We start from the raw sequence: 15,789 nt of genomic DNA, 5'->3' as shown, positions 1-15,789 counted from the left end.
CCGTAACCTCGCTTCCGGAACACCACGCAAGCGCTCCCCGACCACACCCGGAGGGGGCGCACACCTGTCCGAGCGTGGCGCCTGCGTCTCCGGGTTGAGTTCTCACATCAAATCAGGCAAAAAATGTTCAATTGAACTATCTGTCCAACGTGCCGGGCTTGTTACATGAGCTCGACCGTGCCCAGAACCCACCGACCGGCTCCGCCGGGACCTTCTTTGCGAATCACCGGATCAATCTACCGTCGCCCCCGGCGGGCAACCAACCATCGGTCATAGCGAGAGAACATCACCCCTGGCAGCGGCTTTGCAAATGTTTGCCAGCCGGATGTTGCGGTTCTCACATGAGTCACCGGCGCACCAATCCGGGCACTTTCGCGCCGAGCCGGCGGGCATCTCAGGCACCCGCCGTCAGGACCCGCGCACGCGCGCCGGGTCGTAGAGGTGCGATTCCGCGCACGACACCGCAGGCGTGAGCGCACGGCCAACCAGGATCACCGCGGCCTGCCGCAGTCCGGCGGCCTCCACTTGGTCGGCGATGTCGGCCAGCGTGCCGCGCAGGACGAGTTGCTCCGGCTGGCTGGCGCGGTAGACGACGGCGACCGGGCAGTCCGGGCCGTAGTCGACGGACAGTTCGGCGGCCAACGCGCGGACGCGGGTGATGGCCAGGTGCAGCGCGAGGGTGGCGCCGGTGGCGGCGAAGTTCGCCAGCGCTTCGGACTCGGGCATCGCGGTGGAGCGGGCCTGCGTGCGCGTCAGCACGACCGATTGCACCAGTTCGGGCACCGTGAGCTCCGCACCGAGCACCGCGGCAGCGGCGGCATAGGCGGGCACGCCCGGCGTGACATCCCACGCCACGCCCTGCGCGTCGAGCCTGCGGGTCTGCTCGGTCAACGCCGAATACAGCGACGGGTCGCCCGAGCACAGGCGAGCCACGTCCCGGCCCGCCCGATCCGCGCGCACCAGACGCTCGGTGATCTGGTCGAGGTCCAGATGCTGGGTATCGACCAGCTCGGCGTCCGGTGCGCAGTACGCCAGCACCCCCGGGTCCAGATAGGTCCCCGCGTACAGGCACACCGGCGACGCGCGCAGCAGCTCGACCGCGCGCACCGTCAGCAGATCGGCCGCCCCCGGCCCGGCCCCGATGAAATGCACGGTCATGCGCGCGAGTGTATTGACCGCCGGTCACCACGCTCGCGGCGACCGAGCGCCGGAGCCGACCGGTTCCTCGGCTCGCTGGTGTCGAACTCGCGCCGCTCCCCGATCGGGTCGCTTCGCAACCGAACACCGGCTTTCGCGGCCTCGCCCCGCCGGCAGTTGTGCCCGGCGGTCCGGGTGGCGACGCCACCGGGCACGCGCGAGGCGCGCCGGCTCAGGCGGTGGCGTCGAAGTGGGCGATCACCTTGTCGGGCCGGAGGCGGACGACGAGTTCGCCGGGGACGCCATTGCGCTTGCCGAACTCTTCGGCGCGGTCCGCGCCCATATAACGGCCGCCGATCTCGGTGGCGGTGCGCAACAATTCATCGGGGTCTTCCGAGAGCGTGACGGTGCCCCGCAACTGCACCGACGCGTAAGGCGGCTCCTCCAGGTCGACGCACACCGAGACGCGCCCGTCCCTGGCGAACGCCTTGCCCTTCGCGCTGGACTTGCCGGTGTTGAAGACCAGTGCGTCCCCCTCGAGGACGAACCACACCGGCGTCACCATCGGACTGCCGTCGGCGGCCACGAACGCCACCTTGCCGGTACGGGTGCCGTGGGAGAGGAACTCGCGCACTTCTGGATCGGAGAGAGAGGCCATCCGACCACCCTAGGTCGCGGCCCGCTCCGGAGCGCGCGACGAATCGCCGGGAGCGAAGCCGCGGCACACGGCGGCGCGCCGGTGCGCTCCCGCGAACCTTGGCAAAACGGTAAACATATGCATATCATCTGCGCATGCTTATCAATTCCTCGGAGCAGAGTTCCGACCGGCCCGATACCGCGGGCGAACAGCCGTTTTCCGAAGGCACCATGCTCCTGCCCTGGCAAGCCGGACCGCGACACGACACCCGCGGGCCGGTGTTCGTCAGCGTGACCGACTTCCTGGCCGCCTCCGACGAGGACGTTCAGGCGATCTACAAGACGGGAATGCGACTGGGCCGGAATTGGCCGGTGATGCACGGCGCGGTCGGCCTGTGGTTGTGGGCGCGGCCGTCGGAGGCGCGCGGCGGTTCGATCTCGGTGTGGGAGACCGAGCAGGACATGCGGCGGTTCGTGCGCTGGCCGGTGCACGCCGACATCATGCGGAAGTGGCGCGGCAGAGTCGGTCTCGCCACCGACTCGTGGCAGGCCGCCGGGTTCGAAGTCCAGGATGTGTTGACACGGGCGCGGAACACCATCGAACGGCGCCCGCATCCCCAGGCCGGGTGACCAGCGGATCAGGGTGGCAGAACCCTGGCGTCGGCCGGGATCATGCCGAGTTCCCGGATCTTCTCCAGCCGCGCCACCGCGCCGTCGATCGCGTTGTCGTGCAGACCGGCGTCGCCGAGCGCCGCGCGAAAGCGGCCGATGTCGACGCCTTCGACCGCGCGGAAGACCTCCGCTTCGAGGCGCTCGCCCTTCTGCGCCATTGCGAAATCGGAATCGATATCGATCTCGAGCGGCCGAGTCGACAGCGGGAATGATCGGCCGTGATCGATGGCGACGACTTCGAGCTGTCCGTCCCGTTCCACGGTGCGATAGTTGCGGGGATGGCGATCCATGGAGCCGATGATGTAATCGAGTACCGCGACTTGTTGCTGCTGGATTCTCGGATACTCCTCCACCGGCCTCGACGGCTTGGACTCGACGAACTGCTGGATCATGCCGGGCCCGGACGCTCTGCCATCCGGCCCGATGACGCCGTCCGTCCTGGCCGTCGGCGGCACCCTGCCGAAACCGAGTAGTTCATCGACCCGATAGGCCGCGATCTCCCGGCTCGTCAGCGCGCCGGGAGCGTGCACGAATGGCAGCCCCGCGTCGTATTGCTCACCGTGGATAGGTTTATAGATATTCAATTCCCCATCGTCGGAACGCATCTTCCGTACTGTGGTGGAACTTTTCGCCACCGCTATTCGCATGTCGCCTTCGAACTCGACATCGGTGGTCAGCCTGCGCGCACTCATGGCGGATTCGGCCGCACTGGGCTGGTAATCCCACACTCGCTGCCGAGCCGCCTGCTCCGGATGCGGCTGCACTCGGGTGCGCGCTTCTTCCAACAAATGCGAGGACCGCTCGTCCGCGTCCCGGAACGTGCGAGCACCGAGGTCCAGCGTGCCGCTGGTGCGCCGATAAGTGCCCGCGGCGGTCCGAGTCCCCAGATCGAGGGTTCTGGTCAGGCGCCGGGTGATGTTGCGAAGTAGCGGGGTGACAGCGTCCCTCACCGAGCGGGCGGCGTCGACGCGCCATTCGAACCCGATGCCGGATTCGCGGACCAAGGCGTGCGACCGCTCGGCCGTTGCCGCTCATCCGGGCTTTCATCGACAACGCGGTAGTAGCTCATCGCTTGCGAATCGAGCAACGCACGCAGGAAAGGCGGGCCCTCGTCCGGCAATATCCGCCTGGGCGGATCGAAAACTTTGATACCGCGCTCGTACAACCGTTCGGCGACGAGGCATCCGTCGGGATCGATCACCGTGAGCGTCACGCCACCGTCCGGATTCGACCCGAATTCGGCCACTCGGCGCGGTTGCGCGTGACCGACGTCGTAGATTGCGACCAGAGTCGGCGCGTACTCGGCCATGATCCCTCACCTTCACCTGCGACAACCGCCCGGCAGCGGTTCGATGTCCGGCCGGGGCGGAGGCCCCGGATGGACTGTCGACGTCTCAGGGAGGGAATTTACTACCGATCGGTCGGTTTCTCTGGACGAGGGCAGGCTCCGGACAACCGCACCGCGCTCCTGCCCGGGCCCCTTCAGCTGCGGAGAATTCGCTCCCCGATCAGTCCGAGGCGCCGCGCGGGCGGGGCCGGGGGCCGATCTGATCGAGCAGCGTGTTCACCTCGTCCGGGAAGCCGTTGGTGACCGGCTTCGGGGTCTTGGCTGGAAAACGGCGTGTGACGTGCTCCTCCGCGGCGGAGCCCGGCAGCACGTAGACAGGTTCCGGCTTGTTCTGCAACGGCCGCACCACCTCCGCCAAGTGCCCCTTCCGGTCGTCGAGGAAAGCTCCGATCACATCCTCACCGGCCGGGCACACGGCCATGCAGTAGCCGGCCTTGTAGTTCGGCTTGAACGACAGGCTCTGCCACATCGAGAACGACTCACCCGTGGTCACCCGTTCGCGATACTCGGCACGGTCGGCGCTGTCTGCGATGGTTTCGGCCCAATCGGTGAAGCCGCCCATGAACTCCCGGTAGTTGTGCGTGTAGCACGCCTGGAAATCGAACCCGCCGTCGTCGGTGATCGCGCCGACCGGGCAGGCGGACACGCACAACTTGCACTCGAGACACGGGTTGAAATCCAGCGCGGCACTCGGCTCGTCGACCACGGCATCGGTCACCACGGTGCCGAGCAGGATGAAGTTGCCGAACTTCGGATGAATGACGTTGCGGTGGATGCCCATCACGCCCAAGCCCGCCGCCTGCGCCACCACCTTGTGCGCGATCACCCAGACGCGCCCGGGAAACTGATCGACCTCCATCGGATATCCCGGCGCCGGATACACGGCGCGATAGCCGGCGTCCTGGAGCGCCCGCGTGATCCGGCGGGAGACCTCATTCGTTTCGTCGTCGGCGTGGTTGAACTCGGCGTTGGCCAGGCTGCGCTGGGGGCTGCGGAGATTATCGCGATTCATCCGCACACAGAAGGCGATGAATGTTCGTGCGCTGGGCAATATTCCGCGGGCGTGCTCGAGTTCTTCGGCCACGCGCGGGTCGTCGACCGGAACGAAGCCCACGTCGTCCGCGCCTGCGGCAAGACAGATCTCGCGCAGTTGAGCGGTGGACAGCACCGGGTCAGGCGTGGTCCGCGGCCGCTGCGCCATCCGCTGGACGGTCGGATGCTGCGCCAGCCGTCGCGGCCCGAATGATTCCTGGTTCGTTTCCGACATCGAGCCCTCCTATCCCTGCGAGACCGACACGGCCTCAAAGAGTTGGACGTGCCGGGACACCGAAACTCATCGCGGGACCACCGCAGGATTCTCCTGTCGGCTCCAGCCCTCCAGCGCTGCTGAGGTCCTGCGGCAGTCAGATTCGTGACGACATCAATGCGGTCGGCCGAGAAGCTCGGCGATCATGGCACGGGTCACGGTGACCGTTGCTTCCATCCGATTGCCGATGCGGGGCCCGAGGGGCCAGGAGGCGGCGGGGCGGGCGCCATCCCCCGCGGCGGACAGTGGCGGGATTCGAGCGTGATCAACGCGCACACCGCCATGATCTCGTCCGCCCGGAATTCCACGTGTTCCAGGGTGGGAGTCAGCACCGCGACCGCGCCGACGCGAACCACCACGGTGAGCAGCGCCGCGAGCGACGCGGGCGCGGTCGGCCCGGCGACCAGGGTGCGCGCCAGATCGAACCCCGACGCCTTCGCCAGCGCGCGGATTTCCATTTCGTGTCTGCGCGTGCGGCGTCCGGAGATGTCGCGGCGCAGATATCCGACAACTTTCGGCTTCATGATCACCTCTCGTTCGATGGGAGCGCCCGCCGCCGGGGGCTTTCGCCACCCTTCGCGGCTCACCGCGTCCGGAGTGCCGTGCCGGGCACGGCATCACCCCGGCGGCGCGCACTTCGAGCCTCGAGGAACGCAAGCCGTATCTCCACGCTGTCAAGCGCACGAGAGCAGGTGTGCGATATCTGCGGTTGCGCGCCACAACCCGGGCGAACTTGCTTAAGGTTCGCTCGACACAGTGGAATTCGGGGCAGGGGGCGAAGAATCATGGATCAGGGGATCGGCGGCGCGTGGAAGTCGCCACAATTCCGCACATTGCTCGCCGAGGGACAGCCCGGTCGAGCCCTCGCCCTCGTCCGTAGAGAAATGGGACTCTCGCAGGCCGACTTCGGCGCACTCCTGCACTGGGACCGCACCCACGCGGGACGCGTCGAACGCGGAGAAGTGGGGACCATATTCGATGTGCGGGAACTCGTCCGCGCCGCCGATGCCCTCGGCATCCCCCGCTCCGCGCTGCTCCCTCTCTTGCTCGCGACACCTGAGACGGGGACCATCGACAACGGGGCTGGCGAAGGAGTCGATGACGTGGACCGCAGACAATTCGGCCTGGCAGCGACGATGACGGCAGTGGCGGGTGTCGCCATACCGCCGAGCAGGGCGGCGGAACCGATACGAGTCGGCACCGGTCATGTCACGTACATCCGTGCGCTCTCACAACGGCTTTGGGAGCACGACAACCATCACGGAGGCGGCGGAGTATTCCACTACGCGGCACGGCAATACGCCTCCGTGCGACGGCTACTGGACTCGAGGTCGTACGGCCGGCGCATAGGCGACGAGTTGGTCAGCGCCACGGGATGGTTGTCGAATACCGTCGCGTGGCTGGCCCGCGACAATAATCACCCTGGCACGGCTCGACGCCGACTGACGGAATCGGTTCTGCTCGCCGAACAGTGCGGCGACAATACTTTATTGGCCGCCGCCCTCGGAGACCTCGCGAACCTCGCCGCGTCGTCACCGGCCTCGTTCGCCGAGCCCGTGCGCTTGGCTCGGCGGTCGACCGAACTGGTCAGGGGCATTCCTTCGGCCCGCATGAACGCATTGAAGGCCGCCGAAGAGGCGACGGCGTATGCGGCCGTCGGCGACGAGCGGGAATTCGATCGCGCGATGACGCGAGTCTGGCGCGAAGCCGATCGCGGTCTCGACAGCCCGGACGATCCGGCCTGGTTGGATCACGTCACCGAGGCCGAGTTGCGCGCCCATGAGGCACGAGGACTCCGCATGCTCGGCCACCACAGCCGTGCGGTGGATCTGTGGCGCGAGAGCATCGCCCACGCCGACTTCTTCCCCCGGGACGAAGCCTCCTACCGCGCCTACTACTCCGCCGCCCTGGCGGGCCTCGGCGACACCACCTCGGCCATCACCGAAGCCCACGCCACCCTGAACCTGCTGGAAACCCAGGTGAACTCCCCGCGCCTCCTCGCCGAACTACGCCCGGTCCGCGTCGCCGCCACCCGCACACGAGGCGACGACGCCGAACACTTCCGCCACCGCTTCGACACCCGCACCGCCCGCACGGCATGACTCGGGGCTGCCGCGCATCCCGCCGCCAGGCGGTTGGCTCCATACGTCGCAGGTAGCAACCGTCATATTCGTGTAAAACACAGTCAGCCATCGCCCAGTCGTTCAGCCGACCCAATTCGGCGAGTATTGCGCCCTCGATGCTGTCAAGCGCGCGAGACGAGATGTGCGATATCTGCGGTAGCCACCGCGCAGCTTTCGAACAGTACTTAAAGTGCGCAGTTCACAATAGATTTCGGGACGGGGGGCCGATGGTGATCGATAACGAGATGGAAGAGGAGTGGAAGTCGCCACAATTCCGGAAGTTGCTCGCTGAAGGGCGGCCCGGTCAGGCTCTCGCCCTCGTCCGCAGAAAGATGGGACTCTCGCAGGCCGACTTCGGCGCACTCCTGCACTGGGACCGCACCCACGCGGGACGCGTCGAACGCGGAGAAGTGGGGACCATATTCGATGTGCGGGAACTGGTCCGCGCCGCCGATGCGTTAGGGGTGCCGCGCACGGCGTTGCTTCCAATCTTGCTGGGAGCGGGGGATCCGAGGACCATCGGAGATGGGGGGAGAGGAGCCGACGACATGGACCGCAGACAATTCGGCCTGGCAGCGACGATCACCACGTTGGCCGCGAGCACTACGGCATCCACCGTGCCAACGCGGGTCGGGTCCAGTCACGTCGACTACTTGCAGACACTCACGCAGCGCATATGGCAGCACGACAACCACTTCGGCGGCGGGGATATCGCCGAATTCGCACTCCGGCAATACGCGTTGGCTCGCCGACTGCTCGACCACGGCGTCTATGGCAGTCACACCGGTGTGCGGCTGTTGACCGAGACCAGCCGCCTCGCTCGCTGCGCAGGTTGGCTCTCTCTGGATGCCGGGCGCTCCGGTGTCGCGCGGCGCTGCTACGTAGAAGCGGTGCTGCTGGCCGAGCAGGCCGACAATGACGAATTGCTCGCCAATGCACTCGCCAGCTTGACGTTCTTGACCACCGACCGACCGGCCAGCCGCGAACCGGTGCGGCTGGCACAGCGCGCCAGCCATCTCGCTCGCCGGATCCCATCGGCCCGGCTGAATGCGGTTCGCTCCGCGCGGGAGGCCGTGGCGCACGCGGCGATCGGGGAACGACAGGACTTCGAACAAGCGATGACGCGCGCCTGGCGTGAAGTCGATCGAGGGCTCGACGACGCCGACGAGCCGGTGTGGCTGCACCATGTCACGCCGTTCGAGATTCGGTCCATCGAGGCGCGCGGCCGCGTCTACCTGGGCCAGCACGACCGCGCGGTCGGCATCTACCGGGAAACGATCGGCGACCGCGGCACCCAGAGTCCGCGGGACGAAGCCTCCTACCGCGCCTACTACTCCGCCGCCCTGGCGGGCCTCGGCGACACCACCTCGGCCATCACCGAAGCCCACGCCACCCTGAACCTGCTGGAAACCCAGGTGAACTCCCCGCGCCTCCTCGCCGAACTACGCCCGGTCCGCGTCGCCGCCACCCGCACACGAGGCGACGACGCCGAACACTTCCGCCACCGCTTCGACACCCGCACCGCCCGCACGGCATGACAAAAGGGTCTCGGCCAGACCTGTGACTTCGCAGCGGCTGGGCCGGTGCTGCACGGCGCGGTCGGCCTGTGATTGTGGGCGGGTGCGTCGCGACCGATAAGTATGAGTGATCGTCTACGCCCGGATTCGGCGTTGTTCCGCGCTGGTGGTCATCGCACGCTTGGGATACACATCCGATCTTGTCTCCTGGAGCGTTGTTGTCCGAGATCCGGCCCATGCGGCAGATTCGCCGGCCCTTCCGAGTCGTGGGGGGAGAACTTTCGGACGATCTGTGGTGGTTGCGCTGAAAGACTTACCTTCCTTGTTGGCCCGGATCGCAGCCCGCTTGACGAAGACAACGAAGGCAGCCGGTGCCGGAGCGGGGACCGGATACCGCACGATCGCTCACGGACTTCGGAAACACAGTGAAGTGCCGGGGGCGACCGATGCCTCGGCAACGCGACAGGTCCTGTCGTCATCGCACAAATCAAGTCATGCAGATGGGAGGCGACGCGAGATCCCGCGATCGGCCATCCAACACGCGACTGTGGCGGATGTGCCGGGTCTCGTCAACGCACTACTGCGCGGATGCGAGAAGGCCTATGAGAATCTGCCCGGAGCCGAAACCGGCGGAGTACAGCGGCTCATCGCCGACATGGCATCGCGAAAACATCGAGAGCTCACGACATCGCTTACCGAGTACGGACGAACCTTCTTCGTGCATCGCGCCCCCGACGGGCAGATCACCGGGTTCGTCGAGGCCGCACGGCGCCCGAACGGCGATGGGCAGCTCTACGCGTGGCACATTCTGCCGGAGTATCACGCCATGGGCATAGGGCGCGCCTTGATGCGCGAAGCGCTGCAATTCTTCGGTGATGTCGATGTCCACTGCAACACGACGATCCGCACCGAAGCCTATGCCGCGCATCTGAAGCTGGGGTTCTCGCCCGTCGGTCCCCCGACCGCGACGCCACCTCCGATGCAAGCGGCTGGACTCGTGGCGGAACAACAGCAACTGGTGCTGCCTCGCAGCGCTCGCGCAGAACTGCTGAAGCGCTGGGATCGAGCGTGACAGGCAGCTTCGTCACCCTCGTTCGAGTGCACCCAGGTCGCGGACTACTCGCGCGAGAGCGCGAATCTGCTGGGTCTCCGACTCCGTGCGCCAGACCAACGCCCAGCGAACCAGCCGGGAATCGCTGATCGGCGTATAGGTGATGCCCGGGCGCGGATAGTACCGAGCGATATGACTCATGCAGCTGGTGAAGACTTCGCTTGTGCTGGCGCTGACCAGGATGTCTTCCAACGTCGAGATGGGCGCGACGCGGTGGATCGGACGTCCGGAAGGAGTGTGGAAAGGACTGACCGCATCCTCCCAGTACTCGGGCATGGGGTCGGCCGGCGCGAGTACGCCGCGATCGCCGAATGTTTCCAGTGAAATCCATTTTTCGCCCGCCAGTTCATGATTGTCCGGCATCAACGCCACCATGCGCTCGGTGAAGATGGTTGGCCCTACGGTCAGGCCCGGTTCTTCGACGGGGAGCCAGGCGATGACGATGTCGGCTTCGTCGCGGCGCAGCGGGCCGAACTGGTCGCCGAATTCGCTACTGCGGATACGCAGTTCCCACCCGGGATGGTTACGACGAAATGCATCCCAGAACGGCTGATAGTCGTACGGGTTGTAGCCGATCATGGCGACCCGCAACACATCGGAGATCCCACGCGCGCTCTGGCGGGCGTGTTCGATGGCTCGGACCACGCCGCGATAGTTCGGCAGCAGTTCGGCGAACAGGCGGTTCCCGATCGGAGTCAGCTGAATATCGCGTGGATTGGAGCGATCGACGAGACGGGCGCCGATGCGGCGTTCCTGATTCTTGATGGACTGGCTGATCCGCGCCTGGGACAAGTGCAGCCGCATTGCGGTGCGACCGAAGTGCAGTTCCTCGGCCAATGTCAAGAAGATCTCGATGTCCCTGAGCTCCACCGGGGGCCCTCCTGGTCGATTTCGTTTCCTTCGCCGCTTTCGGATCGCTCAGGTCCGCCCCAAGCGCAGGAGCGCTCCGCACCCGCGGACCCGCGCCGGGTCGTAGAGGTGGGATTGCGCGCACGACACCGCGGGCGTGAGCGCGCGACCCACCCGCCCGGCCCCGATGAAATGCACGGTCATGCGCGCGAGTGTATTGACCGCCGGACGCCGCTCTCCGGGCCTCCGCTCGAGCGGTGGCGTCGAAGTGGGCGATCGGCGGCCCGGAGACGGCCGGCCGATTCATCAGGGGCGGCGCATGAACGCCATCACGCAGCACTCCCTGCGGTCCGAGCTGTCGACGCTCCGTTCGATCACGCTGACCAGCTCCCAACCCTGGGATTCGAGCAGTTCGATGCCATTGAGCAGGTGGACAACCGGCTCGAAGATCGTTGTTCTGTTGTCCCCCAGGGCGCGGAACTCTATCCGCGGCGGCGAGCTCAGGACCAGGTTCCGGCGCGGATAGGAGTGCAGGTCCACCACGCCGTTCAGCACGGCGATCACGTCGAAGACAGGTCCGGGTGCAGGAGTACTCACGTCCCCATAGTCCTGCACTCTCGACCCACCGGCGAAACAACGAAAGCCATGCCCCCACCGCTGGTGTGCGGATCAGGGTGCATGCCGTCGAACTCCGCTATGGATCAGCGCTGCCAGGGCAGGCAGCCCGCGGCGCGCAGGCGGGTGGCCAGCCCGGAACCGATGGTGGTGCTGGAACCGTTGCCCGCGGTGAGCGCCAGCAGGAGGTCGAGGCCGAGTCCGGCGCCGAGGGAGCAGCCCAGCAGATCGACGTCCACCGTGATGATCTCGTCCTTCGGCGCGCCGGGCAGGGTCTCATCGGCATGCGCCGAACTCGTCCCCGCCACGGTGGCGGCAACGAGCGTCACGGCGATGAGACCGGCTCGGATGGATCGCACTTGTCCTCCTTCTGCGCCCTGGCCGGGCGCGATCCTCGTGCCGGGCAATGGATTCGATCGTCATCGGCGTCCGCGCCCCCGACCGGCGGTCCGCCGCATGGTTTGTTGACCGATCGAGAGCGCGGGAAACCCCATTTCTGCCCGGAGCCGGTGACGGGTCACACACCGTTTATGGCAGTCGATCTCGCCCCGGGCTCGTCTGGGGCGGCGGGGTTGTGCGCGAGCAGTTTCCGGCCGAGGATGTTCGTGGTTGCGACAGCGTCCTGGATGGCCGGATTGCGAATTCGCAGAGGGCGACCGATGCGCTTGCGGTCTCAGCGACGGCGGCCCAGGAGGGTGTCACGCTGATCGGCGACCATGGCGCGGATCGCGGTGACGACGGCGGCCACTTCCGGGCGGCGGAGGGTTTCGGTGCGGGCGACGAGCCAGTAGCCGAGGGTTACCGTCACCGAATCGGCCAGGATACGAACGAGATCTGTGTGGCGGTCGGCCATGAAGCAGGGCAGCAGGCCCAGACCGGCCGAGGCGCGCGTGGCTTCCACGTGCACGAAAACATTGGTCGAAGTGACAGATTCGCGCATCGTGGGTACGAAGCTGGAAGCCAGGTCGAGATCATCGACTTGCAGCATGGAATCGATGAAGTAGACGAGCGGATATCGGGCCAGGTCATCGATCGTCGCGGGCGCGCCGTGTTCGCGCAGGTACCCGCGGGAGCCGTAGAGGCCGAGGCAGTAGTCGGCCAGGTGCGTGGCGGTGGCGCGGTGCACCTGCGGCTCCCCCACGACTATCTCGAGGTCCAGGCCGGACCGCTGTTGCGAAGCGCGGCGTGTGGTCGCCACGATCTCGACCGAGATCTTCGGATGCCGCCGCTGCACCTCGGCGGCGGCGGGCGCGGCGATGTAGGCGCTGAAACCGTCGGTCGCCGAGATTCGGACCACGCCCTCCAGCACCCGGTTCCCGCTTTCGTCCGCGGCCAGTGATTTCACCGCCGACTCCACCGCCTCCGCGGCGGCCAGCGCCTCCCGGCCGAGATCGGTCAGTTCCCACCCACCGGCCACCCGGGTGAGCACCCGGCCGCCGAGGGTCTGCTCCAGCGCGGCGATACGCCGGGAGATGGTGGTGTGGTTGATGCCGAGTTCCTCGGCCGCGGTGACGAATCGGCCCGAGCGCCCGACGGCCAGGAGGACGAGAAGGTCGTCCGCGCTGGGACGACCAGCAGAGGCCGGGCGCATATCTGCATCTTTGCAGAGAAGAACTGCATTAATGGTCATTGCGGCGCAAATCGTCTGCACTAATACTCGGTGCAGCCGAGCAATGTGGGGGCGGTCACATCGGGATCGAAGTGTGGCCCCCGGCACGAAGGAGAAGTGCGATGAGGGAGCACAGCGCCGCGACGACAGCGGCGGCGGATTCCGGCGGGACGACCAGCGGCCTGCGCCGCGTGGTGGCCGCGTCGATGGCGGGCACCGTCGTGGAGTGGTACGAGTTCTTCCTCTACGGCACCGCAGCCACGCTGGTGTTCAGCAAGGTGTTCTTCGCCAAGGGCACCAGTGACCTGGACGCCATCCTCGCCGCGTTCATCACCTACGCGGTCGGGTTCGCGGCGCGCCCGCTCGGCGGCGTGGTCTTCGGGCACTTCGGTGACAAGTACGGCCGCAAGAAACTGCTGCAGTTCAGCCTGGTGCTGGTGGGTAGCGCGACCTTCCTGATGGGCTGCCTGCCCACCTTCGGACAGATCGGCTACTGGGCGCCCGCACTGCTGGTGGCGCTGCGCTTCATCCAGGGTTTCGCGGTCGGCGGGGAGTGGGGCGGCGCGGTGCTGCTGGTCGCCGAGCACAGCCCGAGCCGCAGCCGCGGCTTCTGGGCGAGCTGGCCGCAGGCGGGCGTGCCCGCGGGCAACCTGCTGGCGACGGTAGTGCTGCTGGTGCTCACCTCCACGCTGTCGGACGAGGCGTTCCTCGGCTGGGGCTGGCGGGTCGCGTTCTGGCTGTCGGCGGTCGTGGTGCTGATCGGCTACTACATCCGCACCAAGATCACCGACGCGCCCATCTTCGTCGCGGCGCAGCGGGAAGCCGAGCAGATCAAGGCGACCTCGCTGAGCGTGGTCGAGGTGCTGCGCCGCTACCCCCGCGGGGTGCTGACCGCGATGGGGCTGCGTTTCGGCGAGAACGTCATGTACTACCTGGTGGTCACGTTCACCATCACCTACCTGAAGACGCAGGTGCACGCCGACACCGCGGTGATCCTGTGGTGGCTGCTCGCCGCGCACGCGGTGCACTTCGTGACCATCCCGCTGGTGGGCAGCCTGTCCGACCGCTTCGGCAGGCGGCCGGTCTACCTGGTCGGCGCGCTCACCGCGGGCACCTGGGGCTTCTTCGCCTTCCCGATGATGGACAGCGGGCACAACGTGGTCATCATGTCCGCCATCGTCATCGGCTTGATCTTCCACGCCTTCATGTACGCCGGACAGCCCGCGATCATGGCCGAGATGTTCCCCACCCGGATGCGCTACTCCGGTGTGTCGCTGGGCTATCAGGTGACCTCGATCGTGGCCGGTTCGCTCGCGCCGATCATCGCCGTCCGGCTGCTGAACACCTACCACTCCGCGGTGCCGATCGCCTGGTACCTGGCGGGCGCCGCGGCGGTGAGCGCGATCGCCGTGCTCGTCGCACGAGAGACGAAGGGGCTGACCTTGGAAAGCATCGATCACGCCGACGCCGCGACGCTCGGCGCGCGGGCCGAAGTGACCGTGCGATGAGTGCTCTGGCGGGGCGCAGCGCCCTGGTCACCGGCGGCGCGAGCGGCATCGGCGCGGCGTGCGCCCGTGCCCTCGCGGCGCGCGGCGCCACGGTCACGGTCGCGGACGTCGACGAGGCCGGCGCGAAGACCGTGGCCGGGGAACTGGGCGGCAAGGCGTGGGCGGTGGACCTGCTCGACGTCGCGGCGCTGGAGGACCTGGCGCTCGACGTCGACATCCTGGTGAACAACGCCGGGGTGCAACACGTCAGCCCGATCCAGGAGTTCGCGCCGCAGCGCTTCCGCGACCTGCTCACGCTGATGGTCGAGGCGCCGTTCCTGCTGGTGCGCGCGGCGCTGCCGCACATGTACCGGCAGGGCTGGGGACGGATCGTCAACATCTCGTCGGTGCACGGCCTGCGCGCCTCCGAATACAAGGTCGCCTACGTGACGGCCAAACACGGGTTGGAAGGGCTGTCGAAGGTCACCGCCTTGGAGGGCGGCCCGCACGGGGTGACGAGCAATTGCGTCAACCCGGGCTATGTGCGGACAGCGCTGGTGGACAAGCAGATCGCCGACCAGGCCAAGGCGCACGGCGTGCCCGAACAGGAAGTGGTGGAGAAGATCCTGCTCACCGAGAGCGCGATCAAGCGCCTCGTGGAGCCGGAGGAGGTCGCGTCGCTGGTGAGCTGGCTCGTGTCGCCGGAGGCGGGCATGGTCACCGGCGCGGCCTACACGATGGACGGCGGGTGGAGCGCTCGATGAGGGGGCGCTCAACCCAGCGCGGTCAGCGCCATCCCGCGCAGCACCGGCCGGGCCCGTGCGGCGGTCGCCTCGCTCGCGCTGTGCGGGGTGGAGTTGATCAGCCCGAAGACGGCGTGGGCCTGCACCCGCGCCGTCTCCTCGGGTAGCTCCGGATGCAACTCGCGCAGCACGCCCACCCAGATCTCCACGTACCGGCGCTGGGTGCGGCGGATCTCCCGGCGGGCGGCGGCGGGCACGTTGTCCAGGTCGCGGTCCTGGATGCGGATCAGCTCCGGTTCGCCCAGCGCGAAGTCCAAGTGGTGATCGACCAGCCCGGCGAGCGCCTGTTCGGCGGAGTTCGCGCCCGCGACCACCGCCTTGCCGCCGTCGAGCAGGCGCTGGCTCACGCCGACCAGCAGCTCGACCAGCAACGCCTCTTTGTTCGGGAAGTGCCGGTAGACCGCGGGGCCGCTGATCCCGACGGCGGCGCCCAGGTCGTCCAGGCGCATGCCGAGGAAGCCGCGGTCGGCGATCAACCGCGCTCCGGCCTCCAGCAGTTGTGTCCTGCGCTGCGCCTTCAGTTGCTCACGACGAGTGGGCGCGACGGATTCGGCACTGGTCACACGCGTTCCTTTC

Annotated in this window: 18 protein-coding genes; 6 read left to right on the top strand and 12 right to left on the bottom strand. The window is 67.4% G+C overall.

Annotated features, from left to right (window positions below; genetic code table 11):
• Positions 1–408: 408 nt before the first annotated feature.
• Together cobM and ABZ552_RS08430 are read right to left on the bottom strand one after the other, a co-directional pair.
• On the bottom strand, positions 409–1,158 hold the full coding sequence (cobM, locus tag ABZ552_RS08435) for a precorrin-4 C(11)-methyltransferase (protein ID WP_357436194.1): 750 nt from the start codon (positions 1,156–1,158) through the stop codon (positions 409–411).
• 211 nt (positions 1,159–1,369) lie between these two features.
• Entirely contained in the window at positions 1,370–1,795 is a 426-nt protein-coding gene (locus ABZ552_RS08430) for a PPOX class F420-dependent oxidoreductase (RefSeq protein WP_281877413.1), read from the bottom strand.
• Positions 1,796–1,929: 134 nt separating this feature from the next.
• On the opposite strand from ABZ552_RS08430, the gene ABZ552_RS08425 reads away from it, so the two are divergent.
• Positions 1,930–2,403 (top strand): hypothetical protein, encoded by a 474-nt coding sequence (locus tag ABZ552_RS08425; RefSeq protein ID WP_281877412.1) that lies wholly within the window; start codon positions 1,930–1,932, stop codon positions 2,401–2,403.
• A gap of 8 nt (positions 2,404–2,411) precedes the next feature.
• Here the strand turns inward: ABZ552_RS08425 and ABZ552_RS08420 are convergent, their stop codons facing one another.
• From ABZ552_RS08420 to ABZ552_RS08405, 4 genes are all read right to left on the bottom strand, one after another.
• Entirely contained in the window at positions 2,412–3,395 is a 984-nt protein-coding gene (locus tag ABZ552_RS08420; protein ID WP_281877410.1) for a hypothetical protein, read from the bottom strand.
• On the bottom strand, positions 3,392–3,658 hold the full coding sequence (locus ABZ552_RS08415; protein WP_281917214.1) for a hypothetical protein: 267 nt from the start codon (positions 3,656–3,658) through the stop codon (positions 3,392–3,394). The genes ABZ552_RS08420 and ABZ552_RS08415 overlap by 4 nt, the downstream gene beginning before the upstream one ends.
• Positions 3,659–3,953: 295 nt before the next feature.
• Positions 3,954–5,060, bottom strand: a complete 1,107-nt coding sequence (locus ABZ552_RS08410; protein ID WP_357436191.1) for a 4Fe-4S binding protein — start codon at positions 5,058–5,060, stop codon at positions 3,954–3,956.
• A 194-nt stretch (positions 5,061–5,254) separates the two neighbouring features.
• The gene (locus ABZ552_RS08405; RefSeq protein ID WP_357436190.1) at positions 5,255–5,623 is read right to left on the bottom strand and encodes a hypothetical protein; all 369 of its coding nucleotides are present in this window, start codon (positions 5,621–5,623) and stop codon (positions 5,255–5,257) included.
• Between the two features lie 261 nt (positions 5,624–5,884).
• Here ABZ552_RS08405 and ABZ552_RS08400 point away from each other — a divergent pair, with 261 nt between their 5' ends.
• The 3 genes from ABZ552_RS08400 to ABZ552_RS08390 all read left to right on the top strand — a co-directional run bounded on the left by ABZ552_RS08400 (position 5,885) and on the right by ABZ552_RS08390 (position 9,811).
• Positions 5,885–7,201 (top strand): helix-turn-helix transcriptional regulator, encoded by a 1,317-nt coding sequence (locus tag ABZ552_RS08400; protein ID WP_357436188.1) that lies wholly within the window; start codon positions 5,885–5,887, stop codon positions 7,199–7,201.
• Between the two features lie 137 nt (positions 7,202–7,338).
• Positions 7,339–8,760 carry a helix-turn-helix transcriptional regulator gene (locus ABZ552_RS08395; protein ID WP_357436186.1) on the top strand — a complete coding sequence of 474 codons (1,422 nt, stop codon included), beginning with the start codon at positions 7,339–7,341 and terminating at the stop codon, positions 8,758–8,760.
• A 526-nt stretch (positions 8,761–9,286) separates the two neighbouring features.
• Positions 9,287–9,811 carry a GNAT family N-acetyltransferase gene (locus ABZ552_RS08390; protein WP_357436184.1) on the top strand — a complete coding sequence of 175 codons (525 nt, stop codon included), beginning with the start codon at positions 9,287–9,289 and terminating at the stop codon, positions 9,809–9,811.
• A gap of 12 nt (positions 9,812–9,823) precedes the next feature.
• Here the strand turns inward: ABZ552_RS08390 and ABZ552_RS08385 are convergent, their stop codons facing one another.
• From ABZ552_RS08385 to ABZ552_RS08365, 5 genes are all read right to left on the bottom strand, one after another.
• Positions 9,824–10,720 (bottom strand): LysR family transcriptional regulator, encoded by an 897-nt coding sequence (locus tag ABZ552_RS08385; protein WP_357436182.1) that lies wholly within the window; start codon positions 10,718–10,720, stop codon positions 9,824–9,826.
• A gap of 48 nt (positions 10,721–10,768) precedes the next feature.
• Entirely contained in the window at positions 10,769–10,903 is a 135-nt protein-coding gene (locus ABZ552_RS08380) for a hypothetical protein (protein WP_281917211.1), read from the bottom strand.
• 102 nt (positions 10,904–11,005) lie between these two features.
• Positions 11,006–11,296 carry a hypothetical protein gene (locus ABZ552_RS08375; RefSeq protein WP_281877399.1) on the bottom strand — a complete coding sequence of 97 codons (291 nt, stop codon included), beginning with the start codon at positions 11,294–11,296 and terminating at the stop codon, positions 11,006–11,008.
• 104 nt (positions 11,297–11,400) lie between these two features.
• Positions 11,401–11,673: a hypothetical protein gene (locus ABZ552_RS08370; protein ID WP_357436180.1), complete on the bottom strand. Its 273-nt coding sequence runs from the start codon at positions 11,671–11,673 to the stop codon at positions 11,401–11,403.
• A gap of 314 nt (positions 11,674–11,987) precedes the next feature.
• Positions 11,988–12,905 carry a LysR family transcriptional regulator gene (locus ABZ552_RS08365; RefSeq protein WP_357436178.1) on the bottom strand — a complete coding sequence of 306 codons (918 nt, stop codon included), beginning with the start codon at positions 12,903–12,905 and terminating at the stop codon, positions 11,988–11,990.
• Between the two features lie 140 nt (positions 12,906–13,045).
• Here ABZ552_RS08365 and ABZ552_RS08360 point away from each other — a divergent pair, with 140 nt between their 5' ends.
• Both ABZ552_RS08360 and ABZ552_RS08355 read left to right on the top strand, forming a co-directional pair.
• Positions 13,046–14,431: an MFS transporter gene (locus ABZ552_RS08360; RefSeq protein ID WP_281877397.1), complete on the top strand. Its 1,386-nt coding sequence runs from the start codon at positions 13,046–13,048 to the stop codon at positions 14,429–14,431.
• Positions 14,428–15,174, top strand: coding sequence for a 3-hydroxybutyrate dehydrogenase (locus ABZ552_RS08355; RefSeq protein ID WP_281877395.1), 747 nt, complete (start codon positions 14,428–14,430; stop codon positions 15,172–15,174). Before ABZ552_RS08360 ends, ABZ552_RS08355 begins: the two co-directional genes overlap by 4 nt.
• Before the next feature lie 8 nt (positions 15,175–15,182).
• Here ABZ552_RS08355 and ABZ552_RS08350 read toward each other — a convergent pair whose 3' ends face one another.
• The gene (locus ABZ552_RS08350; RefSeq protein ID WP_159843465.1) at positions 15,183–15,776 is read right to left on the bottom strand and encodes a TetR/AcrR family transcriptional regulator; all 594 of its coding nucleotides are present in this window, start codon (positions 15,774–15,776) and stop codon (positions 15,183–15,185) included.
• Between the last annotated feature and the right edge of the window lie 13 nt (positions 15,777–15,789).

This window comes from Nocardia sp. NPDC019219, assembly GCF_040632645.1.
Classification (GTDB): Bacteria; Actinomycetota; Actinomycetes; order Mycobacteriales; family Mycobacteriaceae; genus Nocardia; species Nocardia sputorum.
This window is presented reverse-complemented; position numbering and strand designations above follow the sequence as displayed.

Bases quoted from the DNA above. Each gene is read 5' to 3' on its own strand.
- cobM (WP_357436194.1), bottom strand. From the start codon at position 1,158: ATGACCGTGCATTTCATCGGGGCCGGGCCGGGGGCGGCCGATCTGCTG.
- ABZ552_RS08430 (WP_281877413.1), bottom strand. From the start codon at position 1,795: ATGGCCTCTCTCTCCGATCCAGAAGTGCGCGAGTTCCTCTCCCACGGC.
- ABZ552_RS08425 (WP_281877412.1), top strand. From the start codon at position 1,930: ATGCTTATCAATTCCTCGGAGCAGAGTTCCGACCGGCCCGATACCGCG.
- ABZ552_RS08410 (WP_357436191.1), bottom strand. From the start codon at position 5,060: ATGTCGGAAACGAACCAGGAATCATTCGGGCCGCGACGGCTGGCGCAG.
- ABZ552_RS08405 (WP_357436190.1), bottom strand. From the start codon at position 5,623: ATGAAGCCGAAAGTTGTCGGATATCTGCGCCGCGACATCTCCGGACGC.
- ABZ552_RS08400 (WP_357436188.1), top strand. From the start codon at position 5,885: ATGGATCAGGGGATCGGCGGCGCGTGGAAGTCGCCACAATTCCGCACA.
- ABZ552_RS08395 (WP_357436186.1), top strand. From the start codon at position 7,339: ATGCTGTCAAGCGCGCGAGACGAGATGTGCGATATCTGCGGTAGCCAC.
- ABZ552_RS08380 (WP_281917211.1), bottom strand. From the start codon at position 10,903: ATGACCGTGCATTTCATCGGGGCCGGGCGGGTGGGTCGCGCGCTCACG.
- ABZ552_RS08365 (WP_357436178.1), bottom strand. From the start codon at position 12,905: ATGCGCCCGGCCTCTGCTGGTCGTCCCAGCGCGGACGACCTTCTCGTC.
- ABZ552_RS08360 (WP_281877397.1), top strand. From the start codon at position 13,046: ATGAGGGAGCACAGCGCCGCGACGACAGCGGCGGCGGATTCCGGCGGG.
- ABZ552_RS08355 (WP_281877395.1), top strand. From the start codon at position 14,428: ATGAGTGCTCTGGCGGGGCGCAGCGCCCTGGTCACCGGCGGCGCGAGC.